The following is an 18,296-nucleotide window of genomic DNA, read 5'->3' on the forward strand; positions in this document are numbered from 1 at the left end:
GCGGGGTCAGCCGACCTCGGCGCTGCCGTCCACCCGCAGCTTGCGGCGGGCGCGTTCGTAGAAGGTGGTGCCGACGCGGACCACCTTCGCCGCCCCCGGCCAGGCCGTGACCGTGACGGTGTCGCCGGGGCACAGGTGGCCGACCACCCATCCGTCCACCTCGACGGCGAGCCTGCCGCTGGTGGGCAGCACCTCCAGCGTCACCTCCTCGTCGGCGGGCAGCACCAGGGCCCGGTTGAAGGAGGAGTGGGCGGCGGCGGGCACCACGAGAATGGCCTCCACGCGGGGCGAGACGATCGGCCCCCCGGCCGAGAAGCTGTAGGCGGTGGAGCCGGTGGAGGTGGCCACGATCACGGCGTCCGCGGACAGGCTCACGAACGGGCTGCCCGACGGGGTGACCGACACCCCGGCCAGCCCCTCGCCGGGGATGCGCACCAGCGCGATGTCGTTGAACGCGGTCACCGCGACCCCCGCGACCACGCTCCTGATCGCCATCCGCGGCTCGATCGTGTACTCGTGGCGGTCGATGGCCGACAGCGTGCCGGCCAGCTCGTCCACGTCGATCTCGGCCAGGAAGCCGAGCTTGCCCAGGTTCACCCCCAGGATGGGCGTGGGCCGGCCGGCCAGCAGCCGCATGGTCCGCAACATCGTGCCGTCGCCGCCGAGCCCCACCAGCAGGTCGGCCCGCTCGACCAGGGCGACCGCGTCGACCGGCACCGCGCTGCAGTCGATGCGCCCGACCTCCTCGGGCAGCCCGAGGACGGTGGCCCCCTTGTCCGCGGCCCAGCGCAGGATCGTGTCGATCGCCTTCTTGGAGTCGCGCTGGGGATGCAGCACCAGCCCGACCGTCCCGACCATGCCCATGCGACCAGCCTAAACGGTGGCGTACCCGGACATCCGCGGCGGCCCCGGGCACCCGGCGGCTCCGCTAACGTCGGAGGCATGCGGCTTCATGTGGGATGCGCGATGTGGACGCACACACCGTGGAACGGACGTTTCCTGCCCCATCCGCTCCCGCCGGGCGAGCGCCTGCGCGCCTACGCCACCTGGTGCGACGCGGTCGAGGGCAACACCACGTTCTACGCCACCCCCGCCCGCGCCACGGTGGAGTCGTGGGCCCGGCAGCTCGACCCCGACTTCCGCTTCGTGGCCAAGCTGCCCAAGGCCATCACCCACCACCACCGGCTGACCGGCGCCGAGCAGGAGCTGCACGCCTTCCTCGACGCCATCGAGCCGCTCGGGCCGCGCGCGCACGCCCTGTGGGTGCAGTTACCGCCCGGATTCGGCCCCGCCGACCTCGGCACGCTGGCGGCCTTCCTGCACCGCCTGCCCCGCTCCCACCGCTACGCCGTGGAGGTCCGCCACCGCGCCTTCTTCGACGACGCCCGCCAGGCCGGGCAGCTCGAACGGGTGCTGGCCGCCGCCGGCGCCGAATGGGTGCCGTTCGACACGGTGACGTTGTTCCGCACCCCGCCGACCAGCGACGCCGAACGCGACGCGTGGACGAAGAAGCCGCGCGTGCCGCGCCGCACCCGCGCGCTCACCGGCCATCCGATCGTCCGCTACCTGGGCCGGGACTCCGTCGAGGCCACGGTGGAGGGCTGGCGGGAGTGGGTGGACACGGTCGCCGGGTGGCTGCGCGAGGGCCGCTCCCCCACCGTGTTCGTCCACACGCCCGACAACGCCGACGCGCCGATGCTCGCCCGCCGCTTCCACGACGAGGTGCGCGCCCGGGTGCCGGAGCTGCGCCCGCTGCCCGAGCCGATGCCCGCCGAGCCCCCCACGCTGTTCTGACCGCCCGCCGGCTGCGCGGGCGGCCTCACGCGCGCAGCGTGTAGCGGATCGGCAGGTGCTTGATCCCGCCCACGAACGTGGTGGCCACCCAGGCGGGCGCGCCGTCGAACTCCACGCTCTCCAGCCGGGGCAGCAGCTCGGCGAACAGCGCCCGGATCTCCATGCGGGCGAGCGCGGCCCCGAGGCAGAAGTGCACGCCGGAGCCGAAGGCCAGGTGCCGGTTGGGGTCGCGGCCGGCGTCGAAGCGGAACGGCTCGGCGAACACCTCCTCGTCCCGGTTGGCCGACGGGTACGACAGCAGCACCGACTCCCCCCGCCTGACCGGCGTGCCGCGTACGGCGGTGTCGGCGGCGGCGGTGCGCATGAACTCCTTCACCGGGCTGACCCACCGGATCATCTCCTCGGCCGCCAGCGGCAGCAGCCCGGGGTCCCGGCGCAGCCGCCGCAGCTCGCCGGGGTGCCGGATGAGCGCCTCCAGGCCGCCGGCGATGGTGGAGCTGGTGGTGTCGTGCCCGGCGGTGGCGATGATGACGTAGTAGGAGGCGGCGTCCAGGTCGCTCAGCGGCCGGCCGTCCACGCGGGCGTTGGCGATCTCCGAGGCGAGGTCGCCGGTGGGCCTGGCCCGGCGCGCGGCGGTCAGCTCGCGGAAGTAGTCCAGCAGGTCGGCCAGCACGGCGGTGTGGTCCTGGGCGGTGCCGCCGCGCCGGTTGTCGCTGTCGTCCTGGCCGAACAGCTCCTGGGTGAGCCGCAGCATGCGCGGGAAGTCCGACTCGGGCAGGCCCAGCAGCGACAGGATGACGTAGAGCGGGTAGTGCACGGCGACCTGCCGGGCGAAGTCGCACGAGCCGCCGTGGGCGCTCATCCGGTCGACGTAGCGCCGGGCCAGGTCGCGGACGCGCACCTCCAGGGCGCGCATGGCCCTGGGCCGGAACCAGTCGGCGGCGACGGCGCGCACGACGCGGTGCTCGGGGTCGTCCATGTGGACGAGCGTCTTCAGGCCGGTGCCGCGGGCCCGCTGCTCGGCCAGCCGGGCGTCGATCTCCGCGCTCCGCAGCACCGGGCGCGGCGCGCTCAGCCACAGGCCGTTGTTCCGCTCGATCTCCAGCAGATCGGCGTGCCGGGTGACGGCCCAGAAGGGGTTGTAGCCCGGCACCTCCACGCGGTGCACCGGGGACTCGCGGCGCAGCAGCGCCAGGGCCTCGTGCAGCCGGGTCTCGTCGGCGTACGCGGCGGGCGTGGCGAACACGTGCCCGGCCTCCTCCACGGACATGGTCGCGGTCACGGGCGGGCCCTCCTCTGGATGCGGGGGTGATGCGGCCAGGAGAGCCATTCCCCCGTGGCGTGTGCGCCATTCGGCCCTGCGGCGGCCACCGGCAGGGCAAGATCGGATGGCAGCGTCCCCGCGGCGTCCCCGCGGCGTCCCCGCGGCGTCCCCGCGGTGTCCCCGCAGTCGAGTCGAGCAGTGGAGTGGAGCGCACATGACGGCTACCGCCGAGTCGTTACGGCAGTCCTCCGGCGGCGTGACCGCCCGCCTGATGGGCGTCGAGGAGGAGTACCTGGTCGTCGATCCGGCCACCCGCGCCGTGGCCCCCGGGGCGGCGGCCGTCGTCGGGCGCGCCGCGGCCGGGCTGGGCGACCGGGTCTGCACGGAGATCACGCAGTTCCAGGTGGAGGCCAAGACGGCGCCCTGCGCGAGCCGGGCCGAGCTGGAGGCGGAGCTGCGGCGGATGCGCGAGGTCGTGGCCGCCGCCGCGCGCGCCGAGGGGCTGGCCGTGGTCGCCTCCGGCACGCCGGTGATCGGCGACGTCGTCCCGCCGCCGATCACCGAGCACCCCCGGTACGGCGTCGGCATCGACAACTACCGAGCCCTGCACGACGAGCAGGCCATCTGCGCCGGACACGTGCACATCCACGTGCCCGACCGGGAGCAGGCCGTGCTGGTCTGCAACCACGTGCGCCCGTGGCTGCCGGTGCTGCTCGCGCTCATGGCCAACTCGCCCTTCTGGGCCGGCCGCGACACCGGCTACGCGGGCTGGCGGGTGCTGGCCTGGGGCAAGTGGCCGGTGGCCGGGCCGCCGCCGTACTTCCGGTCGCTGGAGCACTTCGAGCGCACGGTCGCGGCGCTGACCGACAGCGGCGCGCTGGTCGACCCCGGGACGCTGTTCTGGGACGTGCGCCCGTCGGCCCGGCTGCCCACGGTGGAGGTGCGGGTGGCCGACGTGCCCGCCTCCACGCGCGAGTCGGTGTTCCTGGCGCTGGTGGTGCGGGCGCTGGTCACGACGTCGCTGCGCCGGGTGCGGGACGGCGATCCGGGCCCCGACGTGCCCGCCGAGCTGCTGCGGGTGGCCTACTGGCGGGCCGCCAGGGACGGGCTGGGCGGGTCCGGCGTCGATCCGTTCACGGGGGCGGCGCGGCCGGTCGCCGAGCTGGTGACGCGGCTGCTGGAGCACGCCGGGCCCGCGCTGGCGGCGGCCGGCGACCTGGAGGCGGCCGAGGAGGGGTGGCGGCTGCTGCGTGAGAACGGCGGCGGCGCCGAGCGCCAGCGGGCCGCGCACGCCCGGCGCGGGGCGCTCGCCGACGTGGTCGACGATCTCGTGGCCCGCTTCTCCGCCCACGACTGAAGCCGGCCGGCTCCTCCTGCGGGTGAAGCCGGTCGGCTCCTCCTGCGGCTGAAACCGGTCGGCTCCTCCTGCGGCTGAAACCGGTCGGCTCCTCCTGCGGCTGAAACCGGTCGGCTCCTACGGCTGAAGCCGGTCGGCCAGGAACGCGCGCAGCGGCTCGACGTGGCGTACGGGGTCGCGCCAGCGGGCCTGGAGGTCCTCCAGAAGGTGCTGCTCGGCGACCGGCTCGCCGTGCCGCCAGGCCCGGACGACGGGATGCAGGAAGGCGCACTCGTCGGCCCGCTCGGGCGTGGGGTGGCGCTGGATGGCGAACACGTCGGCCCGGTCGCGCGGCCCCCAGCGCAGGGTCAGCGTGAGGCACAGCCCGGCGGCGGCGAAGCGCTCGCGGGCGTAGTCCTCCGGCAGGTCCTCGTAGTGCCGCACGACGCCGTCCGGGCCGAGCACGTACGCGTCGGACAGGTACTCGAACTGGGTCCACAGCGCCGAGCTGTGGTTGACCCGGTCGAGCATCGACCCGGTGAGCACGTCGGCGTCGGCGGGCAGCTCGCGCACGGGCAGCGGCCGGCCCTCGTAGCGTTCGAGCAGCAGGGCGGTCAGGGAGCGCAGGTTGTAGCGGAAGCCGTCGATGAACGCCGAGGAGGCCCGTTTGAAGTCGCGGGCCTGCATGAGGGTGCCGGCGAAGTACAGGCCGTCGACGTCGGCCGACTGGAAGTCGGGGCGGATCGCCGGCATCCGGCCGCCGGGGGTCAGCGCGGGCCGGCAGGAGTCGCCGAACAGGCCGGTGTCCATGGTGAAGCCGGTGCAGCGCAGGACGGCGTCGTAGTCGAGCAGCGCCTGCTCGCCGTCGGCCAGCGTGTACGTGATCGCGGCCCTGATCCCGCCGCCCTCGCGCCAGAGGCGGTCGACGGTGCACTCCAGGACGCCGTGCAGGGTCTTGAACCAGTAGCTGTCCAGGAAGGCGCCGTACTGGCCGCGGACGTGGCCGGGGTGCTTGCTCGTCCAGGCCAGGCGGACGGGGCTGGGGCTGGCCAGGTGGATGACCGCGGCGTACGGGAGCAGCGCCTGGGCGGTCTCGAACGCCGAGTTGCCCTTGCCGATGACCAGGACGCGCTGGTCGGCGAAGTCCTCGCCGTTGACGGGGACGTCCTCGTAGCCGGTGGCCAGCTCGATGCCCGGGATGTCGGGGATGTGCGGGCCGCCCCAGCCGGTGGCGACGATCAGGCAGTCGGCGCGGAGGACCTGGTCACCGGTGTGGACGACGAAGCCCGCGCCGTCCTTCTCGACGCGCTCGACGGCCGTCGAGTACCGCACCCGCAGCCCGTGGACGCGCTGGAAGTCGGCCAGGTAGCGGACCAGGTCGTCGGCGTGCGGGAAGTACTCGCGCGAGTAGTTCGGGAACATCAGGTCGGGCTCGTCGTTGAGCAGGGAGTTCCAGTCCCAGCGGAGCTGGATCTCGCGCTCCTTCTCGCCGGTGTGCACCTTGTTCAGCGAGATGAGCCGGCGGTGGCGCGGGTAGCTGCGGAAGAAGCCGCCGGGCGCGTCCTCGCGTTCCAGGGTGACGTAGTCGGCCCCGGCGCGCTGCAGGAAGTAGCTGAGCTGCAGCCCGCCGGGTCCGGCGCCGATGATCACGAACCGGTGGTGTTCCGCGTCCATCAGTCCTGCTGTCCCGCCGCCGGTGGGACGGTCGTGTAGCCGTGCGTCAGGATGCGCTGCGCGGCCAGGTCGTACCCGGCGGGGTCGTCGGGGGCGAAGGTGCCCAGGCCGTCGACGTACCGGTTGAACATGCAGAACGCGGCCGCGATCAGCACGGTGTGGTGCAGTTCCTTGTCGGTGGCCCCCTCCGCCCTGGCCGCGGCCACCAGCTTGTCGGTGACGTCCCTGCCGCTCCGCTGCACGGCGGCGGCGATGGCGAGCAGGGCGCGGAGCTTGGGCGTGACGGGCGCCGTGGCGGGGTCGGCGCGGACCTGGTCGACCAGCGTCATCCCCTCCGGGAGCTGGGCGGCGGCGAACGCGGCGTGCGAGGCCGTGCAGAACCGGCACTCGTTGAGCCCTGACACGTAGGCCGCGATCAGCTCCCGCTCGCCGCGGCTCAGTGTGCTGTCGCCACGCAGGAGGACCTCGGCCAGCGCGTTCATCGGGGCGGCCGTCTCTGGGCTGAACTGGAAAAGTCCGCGGATTCCAGGTTCATCGGAATCGAGGGCAATATGGGGCACGCAAGCTCCCATCGATGCGGTTTTCTCCTAGTCTGCACACTCTGGCAAATTGCGCAAGATCTCGTTAATTGTGCCTCCTTCTTGTCTCCTGCAACTGACGCGCGTAATGTCACGGACGCCACCTAAACCCCGTTTGTGACTGGCGGTCGTCATGGATGAGCATCCCCACATCACCGTTGCCGGCAACACCTACGACGCCATTGCCAAGGGCGACCTGGAGGACCTTCGCCGGCTGCTCGCCGACGACGTGATCTTCCACGTCCCCGGCCGCGGACCGATGGCCCGCGACTACTCCGGCAAGGAAGCCGTGCTCGGCTACCTGGCCGAGCTGCTGAAGTCCACCACCGGCACGCTGCGCCTGGAGCCGGAGTCCTACCTCGTCGGCGGCGACCAGGTCGCCGCCGTCCTGCGCATCCGCGGTGAGCGCGACGGCCGCTCGCTCGACGACCGCGGCATGCAGTTGTTCCGGATCACCGACGGGAAGATCAGCGAGCGCTGGAGCTTCCCGCTCGACCCCTATTCGGTGGACGAGTTCTTCGGCTGATCACGCCCGGGTGGACGGGGCCGCTCAGCCGGCCTCGTCCAGCGCCTCGTCGTTCCACACCTTCACGTATCCGCTGGTCAGACGGGCCCTGTCGGCGTAGTGGCCGGGGTCGTCGGTGGCCAGTGTGGCCAGGCCGTCCACGTACCGGTTGTACATGCAGAAGGCCGCCGCGATCAGCACCGTGTCGTGGATCTCCAGGTCCGTGGCGCCCTCGGCCCTGGCCGCGCGCACGTGCTCGTCGGTGACCTCCCGTCCGCCGCGCTGCACCGCCCCGGCGATGCCCAGCAGGGCCTTGAGCTTGCCGGAGAGAGGGGCCGCCGCCGGGTCGGCGCAGGTCTCGTCGACCAGCGTCATGCCGTCCGGCACGCGGACGGCCGCGAAGGCCGCGTGGGTGTGGAAGCAGAACCGGCACCGGTTGAGCGACGACACGTACGCCGCGATCAGCTCGCGCTCGCCCCGGGTCAGCGGACTGTCCCCGCACAGCAGCACCTCGGAGAGCAGGGTCAGCGGTTCGGCCGCCTCGGGACGGTAACGGAACAACCCCCGAATCCCCGGCTCGTCGGACACCAGCTGGATATGCGGACGCGTCCCGCCCGCGTGATTAACGAATTCACGCCGCCCAGCGTCGTGCGAGACGGAACGTAATGCTGAATTTCCCATTCGGTCCTCCAACGTCCGTTTGCCTGCCTATGGGTTCCAGTGTGCGGGTTCGTCGCGCGCAGATTCCGCCGCGGAACGACCAGGAAGTTGCGTGCCGGTGACCACTTGATGCCAGCGGCGCCGCTGGAACCATCCGCCCGGAATCGGGTTCGGGTGCCCTCCGGCGCGCCGACCCGGCCTCCGACCAGCGATAACGCATTGTGACGATATCCTGGCGACCAGTAGCTGAGGCGCACAACCGGGGGCGGAGCATGAAGATCGGCATCATCGGCGCGGGGAACATCGGCGGCACGCTCACCCGGCGCCTGACCGAGCTGGGGCACGAGGTGGCGGTGGCCAACTCCCGGGGCCCCCAGACGCTCACCGGCCTGGCCACCGAGACCGGCGCGACCCCGGTGACCGTCGAGGAGGCGCCCCAGGGAGCCGACCTGGTCGTGGTCACGATCCCCCAGGGCAAGGTGCCCGAGCTGCCCGACGGCCTGTTCGACGACGTCACCGGCGGCCTGACCGTCGTGGACACCGGCAACTACTACCCCCAGCGCGACGGCCGGATCGACGAGATCGAGGCCGGGATGCCGGAGAGCCGGTGGGTCGAGCAGCAGCTCGGCCATCCGGTGGTGAAGGCGTTCAACAACATCTTCGCCGACCACCTCGCCCACGGCGGCCGCCCCTCCGGCACCCCCGGGCGCATCGCCCTGCCCGTGGCCGCCGACGACGAGCGCGGCAAGAAGATCGTGATGGGTCTGGTGGACGCGCTCGGCTTCGACCCCGTGGACGCCGGCGGCCTCGACGAGTCGTGGCGGCAGCAGCCCGGCAGCCCCGTCTACACCACCGACAAGGACGCCGAGGGCGTCAGGGAGGCCCTGGCCCAGGCCCGCCAGGAACGCACACCGGAGTGGCGCGCCTGACCCGACCGGGACACCTGCCCCCGGTCGGCGCTGCCCAGGCCCGGTCGGCGCTGCCCAGGGCCGGTCGGCGCTGCTCAGGCCGGGCCGGTGCGGAGGAGCAGCATGGCGATGTCGTCGGCGCGGTGCTCGACGGCCGCCGCGGCCGCGATCATGTCCTCGGCCACGTCGGTGAGCGGCTGGTCCGGCGCCGGCGCGAACCCGGCGGCCAGGCCGCCGATGGCCTCGCCGAGATCGTGCCCCGGGACCTCGATGAGCCCGTCGGTGTAGAGGGCCAGCACCGAGCCGGGCGGCAGCGCGAGCTGGGTGGTGGCGTACTCGGTGCCGGGTTCGATGCCGAGCAGCAGCCCAGGGGCGGACTCCACCACCTGGGCGGGCTCGCCGGGCCGGCGCAGCAGCGCCGGCAGGTGGCCCGCGCTGGCCACGCACGCCGTGCTCCGCCCCAGGTCGACGCTGATGTACAGGCAGCTGGTGAACCGGTCCGGGGCCAGCTCGTTGAGCAGGCGGTTGGTGTGCGCGAGCACCTCGCCGGGGTTGGCGCCCGCGCTCGCGTGGGCGTGGATGGCCGTACGCACCTGGCCCATCAGCGCGGCGGCGGTGACGTCGTGCCCCTGGACGTCGCCGATGACGGCGGCGGCCACCTTCTCCTCCAGCCGGATCAGGTCGTAGAAGTCGCCGCCGATGTCCATGCCGGGCGTGGCGGGCAGGTAGCGGGCGACCACCTCCAGCCCCGGGATGCCGGGCAGGGTGCGCGGCAGCAGGCTCGACTGCAGCGACTGCGCGAACTGGTGCTTGACGTCGTAGAGACGGGCGCGCTCGAACGCCTGGGCGATGAGCCCGCTCAGGGCCGTCAGGCTGGCCCGCTCGTCGGTGGTGAAGCGGTGAGGGCGGTCGTAGGCCAGGATGCACATGCCGGCCGTCCGCCCGCCGGCCGTCAGCGGCAGGAACGCCCAGGCCGACATGTCGTCCGACCTGATCGCCTCCGGGTACGTCGCGCGCAGCTCGGCCCAGGTGCCGAAGAAGGCCGGTGCGCCGGCGGCCAGCGGATGGCCGGGCGACAGGTGCATCAGGGGCTGGCCGTCGTACTCCTCGATCGCCTTCTCGCTGTACCCGCGCGAGGCGGCCACCTGCATGCGCCCGCCCCTGGAGGTGAGGATGGCCAGGGCCTGCACGTGGTAGGCGGGCATCACGTGGTCGGCGACCAGGTTGATCACCTCCTGGGCGGTGACGGCCCGCGCCAGGGTGGTGGCCAGGTGCAGCATCTCGTGCAGCGCGACGAGGCGCGGCGGCCGGTCGGCGGCGACGAGCTGGTCGGGCATGACCGGACGCGGGTCGCGGGCCATCGTGCTCGGCGTGACCCGCATGGTGACGCCGGCCAGGCCCGGATAGAGGTGGAAGGCCAGCCACTGGCCGCCCGGGTTGCGGGTGGTGAAGTAGGTGACCTCCTGGCTGACCACGGCGGCGCGGTAGCGGTCCTCGTAGGCGGGCTCGCCCAGCCAGGGCAGGGCGTCCCAGGGGCGCTTGCCGGTCAGCTCGCCCGCCTCGGCCTGCAGCAGCTCCTCGGCGGGGGCGGTGACCAGGGTGAGCCGCCCCTCGACGTCGAGCATGCAGTAGCCCTCGGGCAGCCGGTTGAGGCAGGTCAGCAGGTCCTCGCCGCCGGGCGGCTCCCTGGTCAGCACGCGCGGCTGGTGCCCCGGCGGCACCGGCCGGTTCCCCCTCGGGACGATCTCCGCCAGGTCGGCGCAGGTGGCGGTCAGGACGTCGAGCTGGTGCCGGGTGGGACGGCGGGCCGGGTCGGGCGGCCAGAGCAGCATCATGGCCCCGCGCACCTCGCCGTCGCGGTCGATCAGGGGCGCGACGGCCAGCGCGAACCCGTACGGGAAGGCGAGCGCCACGAGCGGGAACTCGCGGGCCATGGCCTCCCGGTCGGGCACCCACACCAGCCGCCGCTGCCGCACCGCCGCCGCGACCGGCGACTGGTCGGTGGACCTGATCAGGACCCACGAGCGCGAGAAGGGCTCGGGGAGCCCCGACTCGGCGTCCATCATCAGCACGCGCCCGTCCTCGGCCAGGACGAAGAGCACGCACACGTGCGCCTGCGTGCTGGTGGCCGCGCCGAGCAGCAGCCTGTCGACGTGCGCATCGCCCGCCGAGCCACCGTCGTGCGCCTGCGCCTCGTCGTGGAGCCGCCCTTCGTTGCGGGTGCGCTCTTCGTCGGAGGCCCGCCCCTCGTTACGGGCCTGCTCCTCGTTACGGGCCTGCTCCTCGTTACGGGCCTGCTCCTCGTTACGGGCCTGCTCCTCGTTACGGGCCTGCTCCTCGTTACGGGCCTGCTCCTGGTTACAGGCCCGCTCCTCTTTACGGGCCCGTTCCTCTGTACGGGCCCGCTCCTCGGCGTTGGCTCGCGACTCGTCGTGGGCCGGGCCCCCGTTGTGGGCCGGCCCGCCGTCGTGGGCCCAGCCGCCGTCGCCGGCCGGCGGGCCGGGAGGTGGTGGCGGGTTGTGGGGGACATCTCCCATGAAATCAGGTTATGCAAGCTCCCCGTACGGGAATATGCACGGTCCGTAATGGATGGGCAAAGTGTTCCAAGGCGCCGTCAGGCGAGCGGCCCGAGGTACGTGCCACCGGAGACGTCGATGGTCTGCCCGGTCACCCACCGGCCCGCCGGACCGGCCAGGAAGCCGACCACGTCGGCGACGTCCTCGGGCTCCCCGAGCCGGCCGAGCGCGGTGATGGACTCCAGCGCGGCCACCACCTCGGGGATCGAGGTGTAGCCCGCGGTCATGTCGGTCCGTACGGCGCCGGGCGCGACCGTGTTCACGGTGATGCCACGCCGTCCCAGCTCGTTGGCGAGCGTCGGGGCCATCGCCTCCAGCGCCGCCTTGCTGATCGTGTAGCCGATCTGCGTGGTGACGGCGAACCGGCTGGCGGTCGAGCCCATGTTGATGAGGCGGCCGCCGTCGTTCAGCAGCGGCAGCGCGCGCTGGATCACGAAGAACGGAGTGGTGACGTTGACCGTCATCACCCGCTCGAACTCCGCCGGGGTCAGGTGCGCGATCGGGACGGTCGAGGCGATGCCGGCGTTGTTGACCAGGATGTCCAGGCCACGCCCGGCCAACCCGTCGGCCAGCCCCTCGAACAACCGCTCCACCGCCCCCTCAACGCCCCTGCCCTCCTGCGCACCCTCCGCACTGACGACGTCCGCTCCACCATGTACGCCCTCCGCGCCCTCCGCGCCCTCCGCGCCCTCCGCGCCCTCCGCGTCCTTGACGCTCTGCTGGGGCTTCGCGCCGAAGCGGGCCTGCACGGCGAACGCCCGGCCGCCGCGCTCCTCGATCAGGGCGACGGTCTGCTTGGCCGCCTCGTCGTCACCGCCGTAGTGCACGGCCACCAGCGCGCCCTCGGCGGCCAGCCGCAGCGACACCGCCCGGCCGATGCCCCGGGAACCGCCCGTCACCAGCGCCGTCTTGCCGGTCAGCATGCCCATTGTCCGCTCCCCACGTGTGTGGCCTGTGCTCCGCGGTCGCGGAGACAGGTCAACAGTGGCGGGGCCGGCTCACCGCGTCCTCACCGGCGGCTCACCGCTCATCAGGACGGCTCACCACCCGTCCGACAGCAGAGACGGACGGTCGGATCACCGTGGCTAGCTGGCCGCGGGTGAGGAGTCGCCGCCCTGCCAGGGACGCAGGCGGGTGGCGAGGGGCAGACGCATACGCAGCCGCAGCCTGCTGCCTCCTTGCGGATGGTCGATGCCGACCTCGTCGCACAGACGATGGATCAGCCACAGGCCGAGGCGCCGCGCCGAGGGCGAGGGACGCGTGAGCCGGGCGTCGGCCAGATGCTCGGCCCGCAGGCGTCCGGCCGTGTCGCAGACATCGACCGTGAGGACAGTGGCGTCGGTGTAGGCCGTCACCGTGCCGCGACCGCCACCGTGCTCCAGGACGTTCGCGGCGGCCTCGTTGACGGCGAGCACCAGGTGGTCGAGCCGCGCGCCGGACAGCCCCGCGTGGGTGGCGTAGACGCGCACCAGATCGCGGGTGAGCGCGAGATTGTTGGTGATGGTGCACCGCAGGTGGAAGGGTGCTTGCATGGCTTGCCCCTACCGTGTACGGGGGTTACGGCGGCGTAAAGCGCTCGATCGAGGGCAGAGAGTAAGGCGACCGAGTAAACGAGCCGAGCCGGGCGCGCCGCGGGCGCACCTGTCCAGTTCACCGGCGGCCGAAGCCGTGGTGACCTGGACGATGCCTGGCGGAAAGGGTTGATCGCCCGACATCTGCTTCTCCCTCTGCCCGATGTGCCGACGCTGTATGGACGCGCGGCGCGCCGGGCCCTCTTGTTTTCGGCGATCTGTCAGGGGCGCCCGCACCTTCCCTCGACAGGGAACGTGGCGCGGCTCGGCTCTGCCCTAGACGACCGCATTGGTGTGATTTCAATGACCGACCAGACCGGCGACCCTGCCGATGTGCTGCCCATGGTGCACCCCTTCGGCCTGCGCGTACGCGGCGAGATCGACCACCATGGACGGCCCGCACTGGCCCGAGCGCTGGCGTGGGCGTTACGCATCGGCGAGACCGACGTCCATCTGGACCTGTCCGAGCTTACCTTCATCGACGCCGGCGGGCTGCGGCTGATCATCAGCACGGCCACCGACCTGCCGCCGCCGCGCAGGCTGGTGCTCCAGAACGCCTCGTCGACGGTGCGCGAGCTGCTGGAACTGCTCGGCTGGCGGCTGGGGCCGGAGGATCAGCTGTACCAGGTGATCAACGCGTCACATCCCCACGGCCCGGACCCGGCCCCCTCCCCACCGTCCTGACCTGACACCCAGGCCGGCTTCGGGGCCCCTGCCCGTCACCGCCCGCCCGCGCCCCGCAGCCTCCTGCCCCGCCCGGCCTCGCCCGCACCCCCCAGGGCCCGGGCCCGACTCCACTACCGGCCCCTTCCAACCCCACTGCCGGCCTCTCACGGCCGCGCTGCCGGCTCCTCCCGATCCCGCTGTCGGTCCGGCGCCGTGCTGTGACCCTTCACCGGCACATCCGGCCTGGGCGTCCGCCGCGATCCCCGCCGCCCTGAAGGGCCGTCGTCGGGCTCCTGGTCTGAAGCCCTCGCCGCGCCCCTGGCCCGGCTGAGCCGTACTGGGCCCGGACCCGCGCATGTCGTTGCCGAGCGGCCGTGGCCGCCGCCCTCCGCCGCCCTCACCGTCCCTCGGCGGGTCAGGACGGCCAGCCGCGCGGCTTGGCCCAGCTCGCGGTCTCGGCCGGACCGTCGTCCGAAGGGAACAGGCGCGACAGACGGGTGATGTCCAGCAGGCGGGCCAGCGGCCCGTGCACCCCGACCAGCCGGATGCTGCCGCCGCGCCGCTCGGCCTGCCGCTGGCCGACGATGAGGGCCCAGAGGCCGCACGAGTCGCAGAAGGCCAGGTCGGTGACATCGATCACGACCTTCGGACGCTCCGCCTCCAGGAGTTCCGCGAGCGTACGGGCCAGCGGCATGCGGGTCACGCGGTCGAGATCGCCGTCGAGATGCACCACATGGCAGCCCGGCAGACGTTGGACGTTGATCGCTAACTCTGTCATGAGGGGATCCAGAGCTCAGCGCCACCGCTGTCCGCAACCGGCACATCGGCGGCGACATCGAACATCGCGCGCCCCTACCCCTCAGCGGCAGCCTTGCTCCTCCACGCGTACCCAGGTAAGCACGATGTGGCTCAGCCGCCACAGCGTGGGCGGCCGCTTTTCAGCCTGCCGCCTCACATCGTGCGCCTCCCGACAGCTTCGCCGCGTCCTCACCCAGCCCGCCCCCGCGCCGCGCGGACTCATTCGGTACGTGAAACCGCCCGTCCCGGCCGTCTTGGACATATACTAAGTTGGGTGACTGACTCAACGAGGACACGGGCCCGGGGGGCCGACAAGCGGCGCAGGCTGATGGCCGCCGCCGCCCGCGTCCTGCACGAGCAGGGCGTCGAGCGGACGACCATCGCCGACATCGCCGAGGCCGCCGGCGTGCCCGTGGGAAACGTGTACTACTACTTCAAGACCAAGGACGAACTGGTCCTGGCCGCGCTGTCCGAGCACGCCGGGCACCTGGCCGAGCTCACCGCCGAACTCGACCGGCTCCCCGACCCGCGCACCCGCCTCAAGGCCATGGTGGACGCCTGGGTGAGCCAGCGGGACATCGCCGCCCGGTACGGCTGCCCCACCGGCACGCTCGCCTCCGAGCTGGACAAACGTGCGGAGGGCGGCCTCGACGTCGAGGCGGGCCGGGTCGTACGGCTGCTCCTCGACTGGTCGGAGCGCCAGTTCCGCGACCTCGGCCAGCCGGACGCCGACGATCTCGCGCTCACCTTCGTCGGGGCGTACCAGGGGATGTCGCTGCTGGCCAACGCCTTGCGCGACCCGGAGATCATGACCCGCCAGGGCACCCGCCTGACCCACTGGCTCGACTCCCTCCCCACGAACCCCCCTCACCCCACAAACTGACCTCCCCTCCTCCCTCCGCGAAGACCCCCACCGTCCAGACCACCACCTGGACGGCCCAACTTCCTACCTCAAGGCCCCCTGCCGCCTCGGGACGCTGCACCGCCATGCCCGCACCGCGCTCCCCCATCCCCGGCCTGCCCCTCTCCCCTCCGATCGCGCACGGCTCCTCGCCCTAAAGCCCGCGCGCTCTCCCCTCTGGTCGCGCATGGCCTCCTGCCCGAGGCCCGCAGCCCTCCCTCGTTCCTCCCGCGCATGACCTCCCCCAGGCCCTCCTCCGTTCGTCTCGTGTATGACCTGGAGCCCAAGCCCGTCCCTCATCCCTCCGATGGCGCATGGCCTTCCGCCCCGCGTTCGCCCGCCATCCGACAGGGAAATGGCCTCCCGCTCCCCCGTCTGGCCTCGTATGACTCCCGGCCAAAGCCGCGCCCTCCCCACGCGAGGCACCGTGCGGTGGCCGGGCAAAGAGGGGGGCTGGTGCGGCGTGTCGGGGCGGTACGCGGGGCGCGGGACGCCGATCCTTGCTGAAGGCGGGGCAAAGAGGGTGGTCATGGACTTCGCGCGGATCGTGGAGGCGATCGGCCAGGCTGTCGATCTCGCAGGCGTGGCGATCATCGTGCTGGGCGCGCTGACGGCCACCGGGTCCTTCGTGCTGCGGCTACGCGAGAGAGAGGCCCCGCACGGCGTCTACCGCGCCTACCGCCAGGGCCTCGGACGGGCGATCCTGCTCGGGCTGGAATTCCTGGTGGCCGGGGACATCATCCGTACGGTGGCGGTGGCTCCGACGTTCGTGAGCGTCGGCGTGCTCGCGCTCATCGTGCTCGTACGGACCTTCCTCAGCTTCTCGCTGGAGGTCGAGCTGGAGAACCGCCTGCCCTGGCAGCCACGGCGCAGCACCGGCACCCCCGGCTGAACCTGCCCGCCCCGCCCGAACGCGGCCACCCACCCGAACGCAGCGAATCCCATGGAGTGGACCACCTCGCTCGAAATCGCACGCTTCGAAGGAAACGCCCGATTAGGAGCGACGCAGCCATCCGCTTCAAGGCGTCCGGCCGCCTGAGAAGGCGAGGTCGCCAACTCGGGCGGCCGGATCGCCGGGGTCATCTGAAGATGCAGGGCCGCCCGTTGCGATCCACCCCGCTGGACTCATTGAGGTTCACCGCCGAACCGCGCGGCACGGTCGCCCCCGCCCCCGGGCTGCTGAACAACACGGTCCCGCGAACGTCGACGCAGTTGTTGTCGAACGTGACCCCGCCGACCGTGAGACCCGCCCCGGTGATGGAGTTCCGCGCGCTGCCGTCGTCGAAGCCCTGCACGTTGGGCACGGTGGTGAGGTTGCACTGCACCCGGAACAGCTCCCACGACCGCACCTGGGTCGCGTCGCTGTGCACCACGTCGGTGGTGCGGTTGCCGCCGCCCACGGCGGTCAGGAAGTGGCCGTCGACCGTCTGGATCGCGAAGCCGTCGCCGCCCTGGCGGACCAACGCGAACTTCTCCCACGCCTGCAGGAGCGTGGCGTTGGAGTGGATGACGTCGGTCTGCAGGCCGCCGCCGTTCACGGCGGTCAGGTAGTTGCCGGTCAGCGTCCTGATGCCGACGTGCACGCCGTCACCGGCGTCCACGAGGGTGAAGCGTTCCCACGAGCGGGCCACGGTCGCGTCGCTGTGGATCACATCGGTCGTACGGCCCCCGCCGCCCACCGCGGTCAGGTAGTTCCCGGTGTTGACCGTCTGGAACGTACAGGTGGTCGGGGTGGCGAAGGGCAACGCCGCCCACGCGGGGGCGCTCAGCCCCACCATCCCCGCGGCGGCCAGCGCCAGCCCCGCCACCGTGCCGAACGCGCGTGTCAGGTTCATGCGTCTCTCCCTGCTCCCGGCTCCTAGGTCGGAGCCCTCGCCCTGAGGGCGTTCCAGACCGTGCCGCCCCCGTTCCACCGGCATGCGGAACGGGAGCCCTTCCACCGGCATCGGGGACGGGGGCGGCGCTGGAGCGGGAGTGACGCCTACTTCCGGCAGACCCGGGCGTCCCGGATGTCGACCTGCAGGACGGGCTTGCCGTCCACGGGCGGCGTGGGCCCGTCGGGCTCCGGCTGGATGCCGCCCGCGGCGATCCGGTCGAGCGCGTCGAGCCCGGCGGCGTCGACCGTGCCGAAGACCGTGTAGTTGGGCGCGAGACCCGAGTCACCGTAGACCAGGAAGAACTGGCTGCCGTTGGTGTCGGGCCCGGCGTTGGCCATGGCCAGCACGCCCCGCGCGTACGTCTTGCGCACCCCCGTCGGGTCGCCGGGCCACGGCGGCAGGTCGGTGGGCAGTTCGTCCTTGTACCGGTAGCCGGGCCCGCCCTCGCCGGTGAAGCTGGGGTCGCCGCACTGCAGCACCTTCAGCCGGTCGTACGCGGTGAGCCGGTGGCAGGAGGTGACGTCGTAGAAACGATGACGGATCAGGTGCACGAAGCTCTGCACGGTGCACGGCGCCTTGGCCGGGTCGAGGGTGAGCCCGATGTCGCCGTGGTTGGTCCTGAGCACCGCCGAGACCGGACGGGTGGGGGTGTGGCGCGGGTCCGGCGGCAGCGGAACCTTGCGCACGGCCGGGTCGTCGGGGGTCTCGGTGTACGCGCACGGCCCCTTGGTCGTCCGCGGCGGCCGCTCCAGGGCCGTCGCGGAGGCCGGCATCGCGGCGGCCGCGACCAGCGCGCCCGTCGTGACTGCGGATAACGCGGCGCGGGCCGCGAGTCGTACCAACGCTCTGCCGGACATCGTGTCCTCCACTGCGTGATGATCGCCGGGCTTCCTGTGGTCTAGTCGATCTGACCCGCCCAGTCAAGACCGTGGCCGCACGAGGTCGGCGCCCCCTTGTGCGACTTCCGCGGCAGCCTGAGTCCGCCGCTGGTCGGCGCACTGGGGCCGGGCCGAGGTCCGCGTGACAGCCGCCCCTCACCACCTCCCCTTCGCCCTTCGCCCTTCGCCCTTCGCCCTTCGCCCTTCGCCCTTCGCCCTTCGCCGGTGGAGCTTCGCCGTCCTTTGCTCGGCCGGGCGCGGCTACGCTATGGCCTGCGGCCACATGATCTTTGGTTGTCAGCACACCGTT

Annotated in this window: 18 protein-coding genes; 7 read left to right on the forward strand and 11 right to left on the reverse strand. The window is 72.6% G+C overall.

Annotated elements, in window-relative coordinates; translation table 11 throughout:
- Positions 1-6 precede the first annotated feature (6 nt).
- Positions 7-864 carry an NAD(+)/NADH kinase gene (locus ACFYUV_RS19230; protein WP_387669984.1) on the reverse strand — a complete coding sequence of 286 codons (858 nt, stop codon included), beginning with the start codon at positions 862-864 and terminating at the stop codon, positions 7-9.
- A gap of 78 nt (positions 865-942) precedes the next feature.
- Here ACFYUV_RS19230 and ACFYUV_RS19235 point away from each other — a divergent pair, with 78 nt between their 5' ends.
- The gene (locus ACFYUV_RS19235; RefSeq protein ID WP_387669985.1) at positions 943-1,794 is read left to right on the forward strand and encodes a DUF72 domain-containing protein; all 852 of its coding nucleotides are present in this window, start codon (positions 943-945) and stop codon (positions 1,792-1,794) included.
- A 25-nt stretch (positions 1,795-1,819) separates the two neighbouring features.
- Here ACFYUV_RS19235 and ACFYUV_RS19240 read toward each other — a convergent pair whose 3' ends face one another.
- Entirely contained in the window at positions 1,820-3,076 is a 1,257-nt protein-coding gene (locus ACFYUV_RS19240; protein ID WP_387669987.1) for a cytochrome P450, read from the reverse strand.
- Positions 3,077-3,272: 196 nt separating this feature from the next.
- Here ACFYUV_RS19240 and ACFYUV_RS19245 point away from each other — a divergent pair, with 196 nt between their 5' ends.
- Positions 3,273-4,415 (forward strand): glutamate--cysteine ligase, encoded by a 1,143-nt coding sequence (locus tag ACFYUV_RS19245; RefSeq protein WP_387669989.1) that lies wholly within the window; start codon positions 3,273-3,275, stop codon positions 4,413-4,415.
- A gap of 117 nt (positions 4,416-4,532) precedes the next feature.
- Here the strand turns inward: ACFYUV_RS19245 and ACFYUV_RS19250 are convergent, their stop codons facing one another.
- Positions 4,533-6,068: an NAD(P)-binding domain-containing protein gene (locus tag ACFYUV_RS19250; RefSeq protein ID WP_387669991.1), complete on the reverse strand. Its 1,536-nt coding sequence runs from the start codon at positions 6,066-6,068 to the stop codon at positions 4,533-4,535.
- On the reverse strand, positions 6,068-6,640 hold the full coding sequence (locus ACFYUV_RS19255) for a carboxymuconolactone decarboxylase family protein (RefSeq protein ID WP_387669993.1): 573 nt from the start codon (positions 6,638-6,640) through the stop codon (positions 6,068-6,070). The genes ACFYUV_RS19250 and ACFYUV_RS19255 overlap by 1 nt, the downstream gene beginning before the upstream one ends.
- A 139-nt stretch (positions 6,641-6,779) precedes the next feature.
- On the opposite strand from ACFYUV_RS19255, the gene ACFYUV_RS19260 reads away from it, so the two are divergent.
- Entirely contained in the window at positions 6,780-7,172 is a 393-nt protein-coding gene (locus tag ACFYUV_RS19260) for a nuclear transport factor 2 family protein (RefSeq protein ID WP_352330337.1), read from the forward strand.
- Positions 7,173-7,196: 24 nt separating this feature from the next.
- Here the strand turns inward: ACFYUV_RS19260 and ACFYUV_RS19265 are convergent, their stop codons facing one another.
- Complete coding sequence (locus ACFYUV_RS19265; RefSeq protein ID WP_358293316.1) at positions 7,197-7,712, reverse strand: carboxymuconolactone decarboxylase family protein; 516 nt, start codon at positions 7,710-7,712, stop codon at positions 7,197-7,199.
- Positions 7,713-8,032: 320 nt separating this feature from the next.
- Here ACFYUV_RS19265 and ACFYUV_RS19270 point away from each other — a divergent pair, with 320 nt between their 5' ends.
- A complete protein-coding gene (locus ACFYUV_RS19270) occupies positions 8,033-8,740 on the forward strand; it encodes an NADPH-dependent F420 reductase (protein ID WP_387669995.1) in 708 nt (235 codons plus the stop codon).
- A gap of 74 nt (positions 8,741-8,814) precedes the next feature.
- On the opposite strand, the gene ACFYUV_RS19275 is transcribed toward ACFYUV_RS19270, so the two are convergent.
- The 3 genes from ACFYUV_RS19275 to ACFYUV_RS19285 form a co-directional block, all read right to left on the reverse strand.
- On the reverse strand, positions 8,815-11,256 hold the full coding sequence (locus ACFYUV_RS19275) for a SpoIIE family protein phosphatase (protein WP_387669997.1): 2,442 nt from the start codon (positions 11,254-11,256) through the stop codon (positions 8,815-8,817).
- A gap of 77 nt (positions 11,257-11,333) precedes the next feature.
- Complete coding sequence (locus ACFYUV_RS19280) at positions 11,334-12,224, reverse strand: SDR family NAD(P)-dependent oxidoreductase (RefSeq protein ID WP_387669999.1); 891 nt, start codon at positions 12,222-12,224, stop codon at positions 11,334-11,336.
- 156 nt (positions 12,225-12,380) lie between these two features.
- Positions 12,381-12,827 carry an ATP-binding protein gene (locus ACFYUV_RS19285; protein ID WP_387670001.1) on the reverse strand — a complete coding sequence of 149 codons (447 nt, stop codon included), beginning with the start codon at positions 12,825-12,827 and terminating at the stop codon, positions 12,381-12,383.
- 342 nt (positions 12,828-13,169) lie between these two features.
- On the opposite strand from ACFYUV_RS19285, the gene ACFYUV_RS19290 reads away from it, so the two are divergent.
- Complete coding sequence (locus tag ACFYUV_RS19290; RefSeq protein WP_364334097.1) at positions 13,170-13,550, forward strand: STAS domain-containing protein; 381 nt, start codon at positions 13,170-13,172, stop codon at positions 13,548-13,550.
- 397 nt (positions 13,551-13,947) lie between these two features.
- Here the strand turns inward: ACFYUV_RS19290 and ACFYUV_RS19295 are convergent, their stop codons facing one another.
- Positions 13,948-14,310 carry an STAS domain-containing protein gene (locus ACFYUV_RS19295; RefSeq protein WP_387670004.1) on the reverse strand — a complete coding sequence of 121 codons (363 nt, stop codon included), beginning with the start codon at positions 14,308-14,310 and terminating at the stop codon, positions 13,948-13,950.
- A 294-nt stretch (positions 14,311-14,604) separates the two neighbouring features.
- On the opposite strand from ACFYUV_RS19295, the gene ACFYUV_RS19300 reads away from it, so the two are divergent.
- Positions 14,605-15,213, forward strand: coding sequence for a TetR/AcrR family transcriptional regulator (locus ACFYUV_RS19300; RefSeq protein WP_387670005.1), 609 nt, complete (start codon positions 14,605-14,607; stop codon positions 15,211-15,213).
- 547 nt (positions 15,214-15,760) lie between these two features.
- The gene (locus tag ACFYUV_RS19305; RefSeq protein ID WP_387670007.1) at positions 15,761-16,123 is read left to right on the forward strand and encodes a DUF1622 domain-containing protein; all 363 of its coding nucleotides are present in this window, start codon (positions 15,761-15,763) and stop codon (positions 16,121-16,123) included.
- A gap of 187 nt (positions 16,124-16,310) precedes the next feature.
- On the opposite strand, the gene ACFYUV_RS19310 is transcribed toward ACFYUV_RS19305, so the two are convergent.
- On the reverse strand, positions 16,311-17,066 hold the full coding sequence (locus tag ACFYUV_RS19310) for a PASTA domain-containing protein (RefSeq protein ID WP_387670009.1): 756 nt from the start codon (positions 17,064-17,066) through the stop codon (positions 16,311-16,313).
- Between the two features lie 146 nt (positions 17,067-17,212).
- Positions 17,213-17,965 (reverse strand): peptidylprolyl isomerase, encoded by a 753-nt coding sequence (locus tag ACFYUV_RS19315; protein WP_387670011.1) that lies wholly within the window; start codon positions 17,963-17,965, stop codon positions 17,213-17,215.
- Positions 17,966-18,296: the final 331 nt, after the last annotated feature.

Origin of the sequence: Nonomuraea sp. NPDC003560, assembly GCF_042878785.1 — a bacterium.
Taxonomy (GTDB): domain Bacteria; phylum Actinomycetota; class Actinomycetes; order Streptosporangiales; family Streptosporangiaceae; genus Nonomuraea.

Coding starts and splice junctions, on each gene's coding strand:
- ACFYUV_RS19285 (WP_387670001.1), bottom strand. CDS start 12,827: ATGCAAGCACCCTTCCACCTGCGGTGCACCATCACCAACAATCTCGCG.
- ACFYUV_RS19260 (WP_352330337.1), top strand. CDS start 6,780: ATGGATGAGCATCCCCACATCACCGTTGCCGGCAACACCTACGACGCC.
- ACFYUV_RS19245 (WP_387669989.1), top strand. CDS start 3,273: ATGACGGCTACCGCCGAGTCGTTACGGCAGTCCTCCGGCGGCGTGACC.
- ACFYUV_RS19275 (WP_387669997.1), bottom strand. CDS start 11,256: ATGGGAGATGTCCCCCACAACCCGCCACCACCTCCCGGCCCGCCGGCC.
- ACFYUV_RS19230 (WP_387669984.1), bottom strand. CDS start 864: ATGGGCATGGTCGGGACGGTCGGGCTGGTGCTGCATCCCCAGCGCGAC.
- ACFYUV_RS19305 (WP_387670007.1), top strand. CDS start 15,761: ATGGACTTCGCGCGGATCGTGGAGGCGATCGGCCAGGCTGTCGATCTC.
- ACFYUV_RS19250 (WP_387669991.1), bottom strand. CDS start 6,068: ATGGACGCGGAACACCACCGGTTCGTGATCATCGGCGCCGGACCCGGC.
- ACFYUV_RS19290 (WP_364334097.1), top strand. CDS start 13,170: ATGACCGACCAGACCGGCGACCCTGCCGATGTGCTGCCCATGGTGCAC.
- ACFYUV_RS19255 (WP_387669993.1), bottom strand. CDS start 6,640: ATGGGAGCTTGCGTGCCCCATATTGCCCTCGATTCCGATGAACCTGGA.
- ACFYUV_RS19280 (WP_387669999.1), bottom strand. CDS start 12,224: ATGGGCATGCTGACCGGCAAGACGGCGCTGGTGACGGGCGGTTCCCGG.
- ACFYUV_RS19235 (WP_387669985.1), top strand. CDS start 943: ATGCGGCTTCATGTGGGATGCGCGATGTGGACGCACACACCGTGGAAC.
- ACFYUV_RS19295 (WP_387670004.1), bottom strand. CDS start 14,310: ATGACAGAGTTAGCGATCAACGTCCAACGTCTGCCGGGCTGCCATGTG.
- ACFYUV_RS19315 (WP_387670011.1), bottom strand. CDS start 17,965: ATGTCCGGCAGAGCGTTGGTACGACTCGCGGCCCGCGCCGCGTTATCC.
- ACFYUV_RS19310 (WP_387670009.1), bottom strand. CDS start 17,066: ATGAACCTGACACGCGCGTTCGGCACGGTGGCGGGGCTGGCGCTGGCC.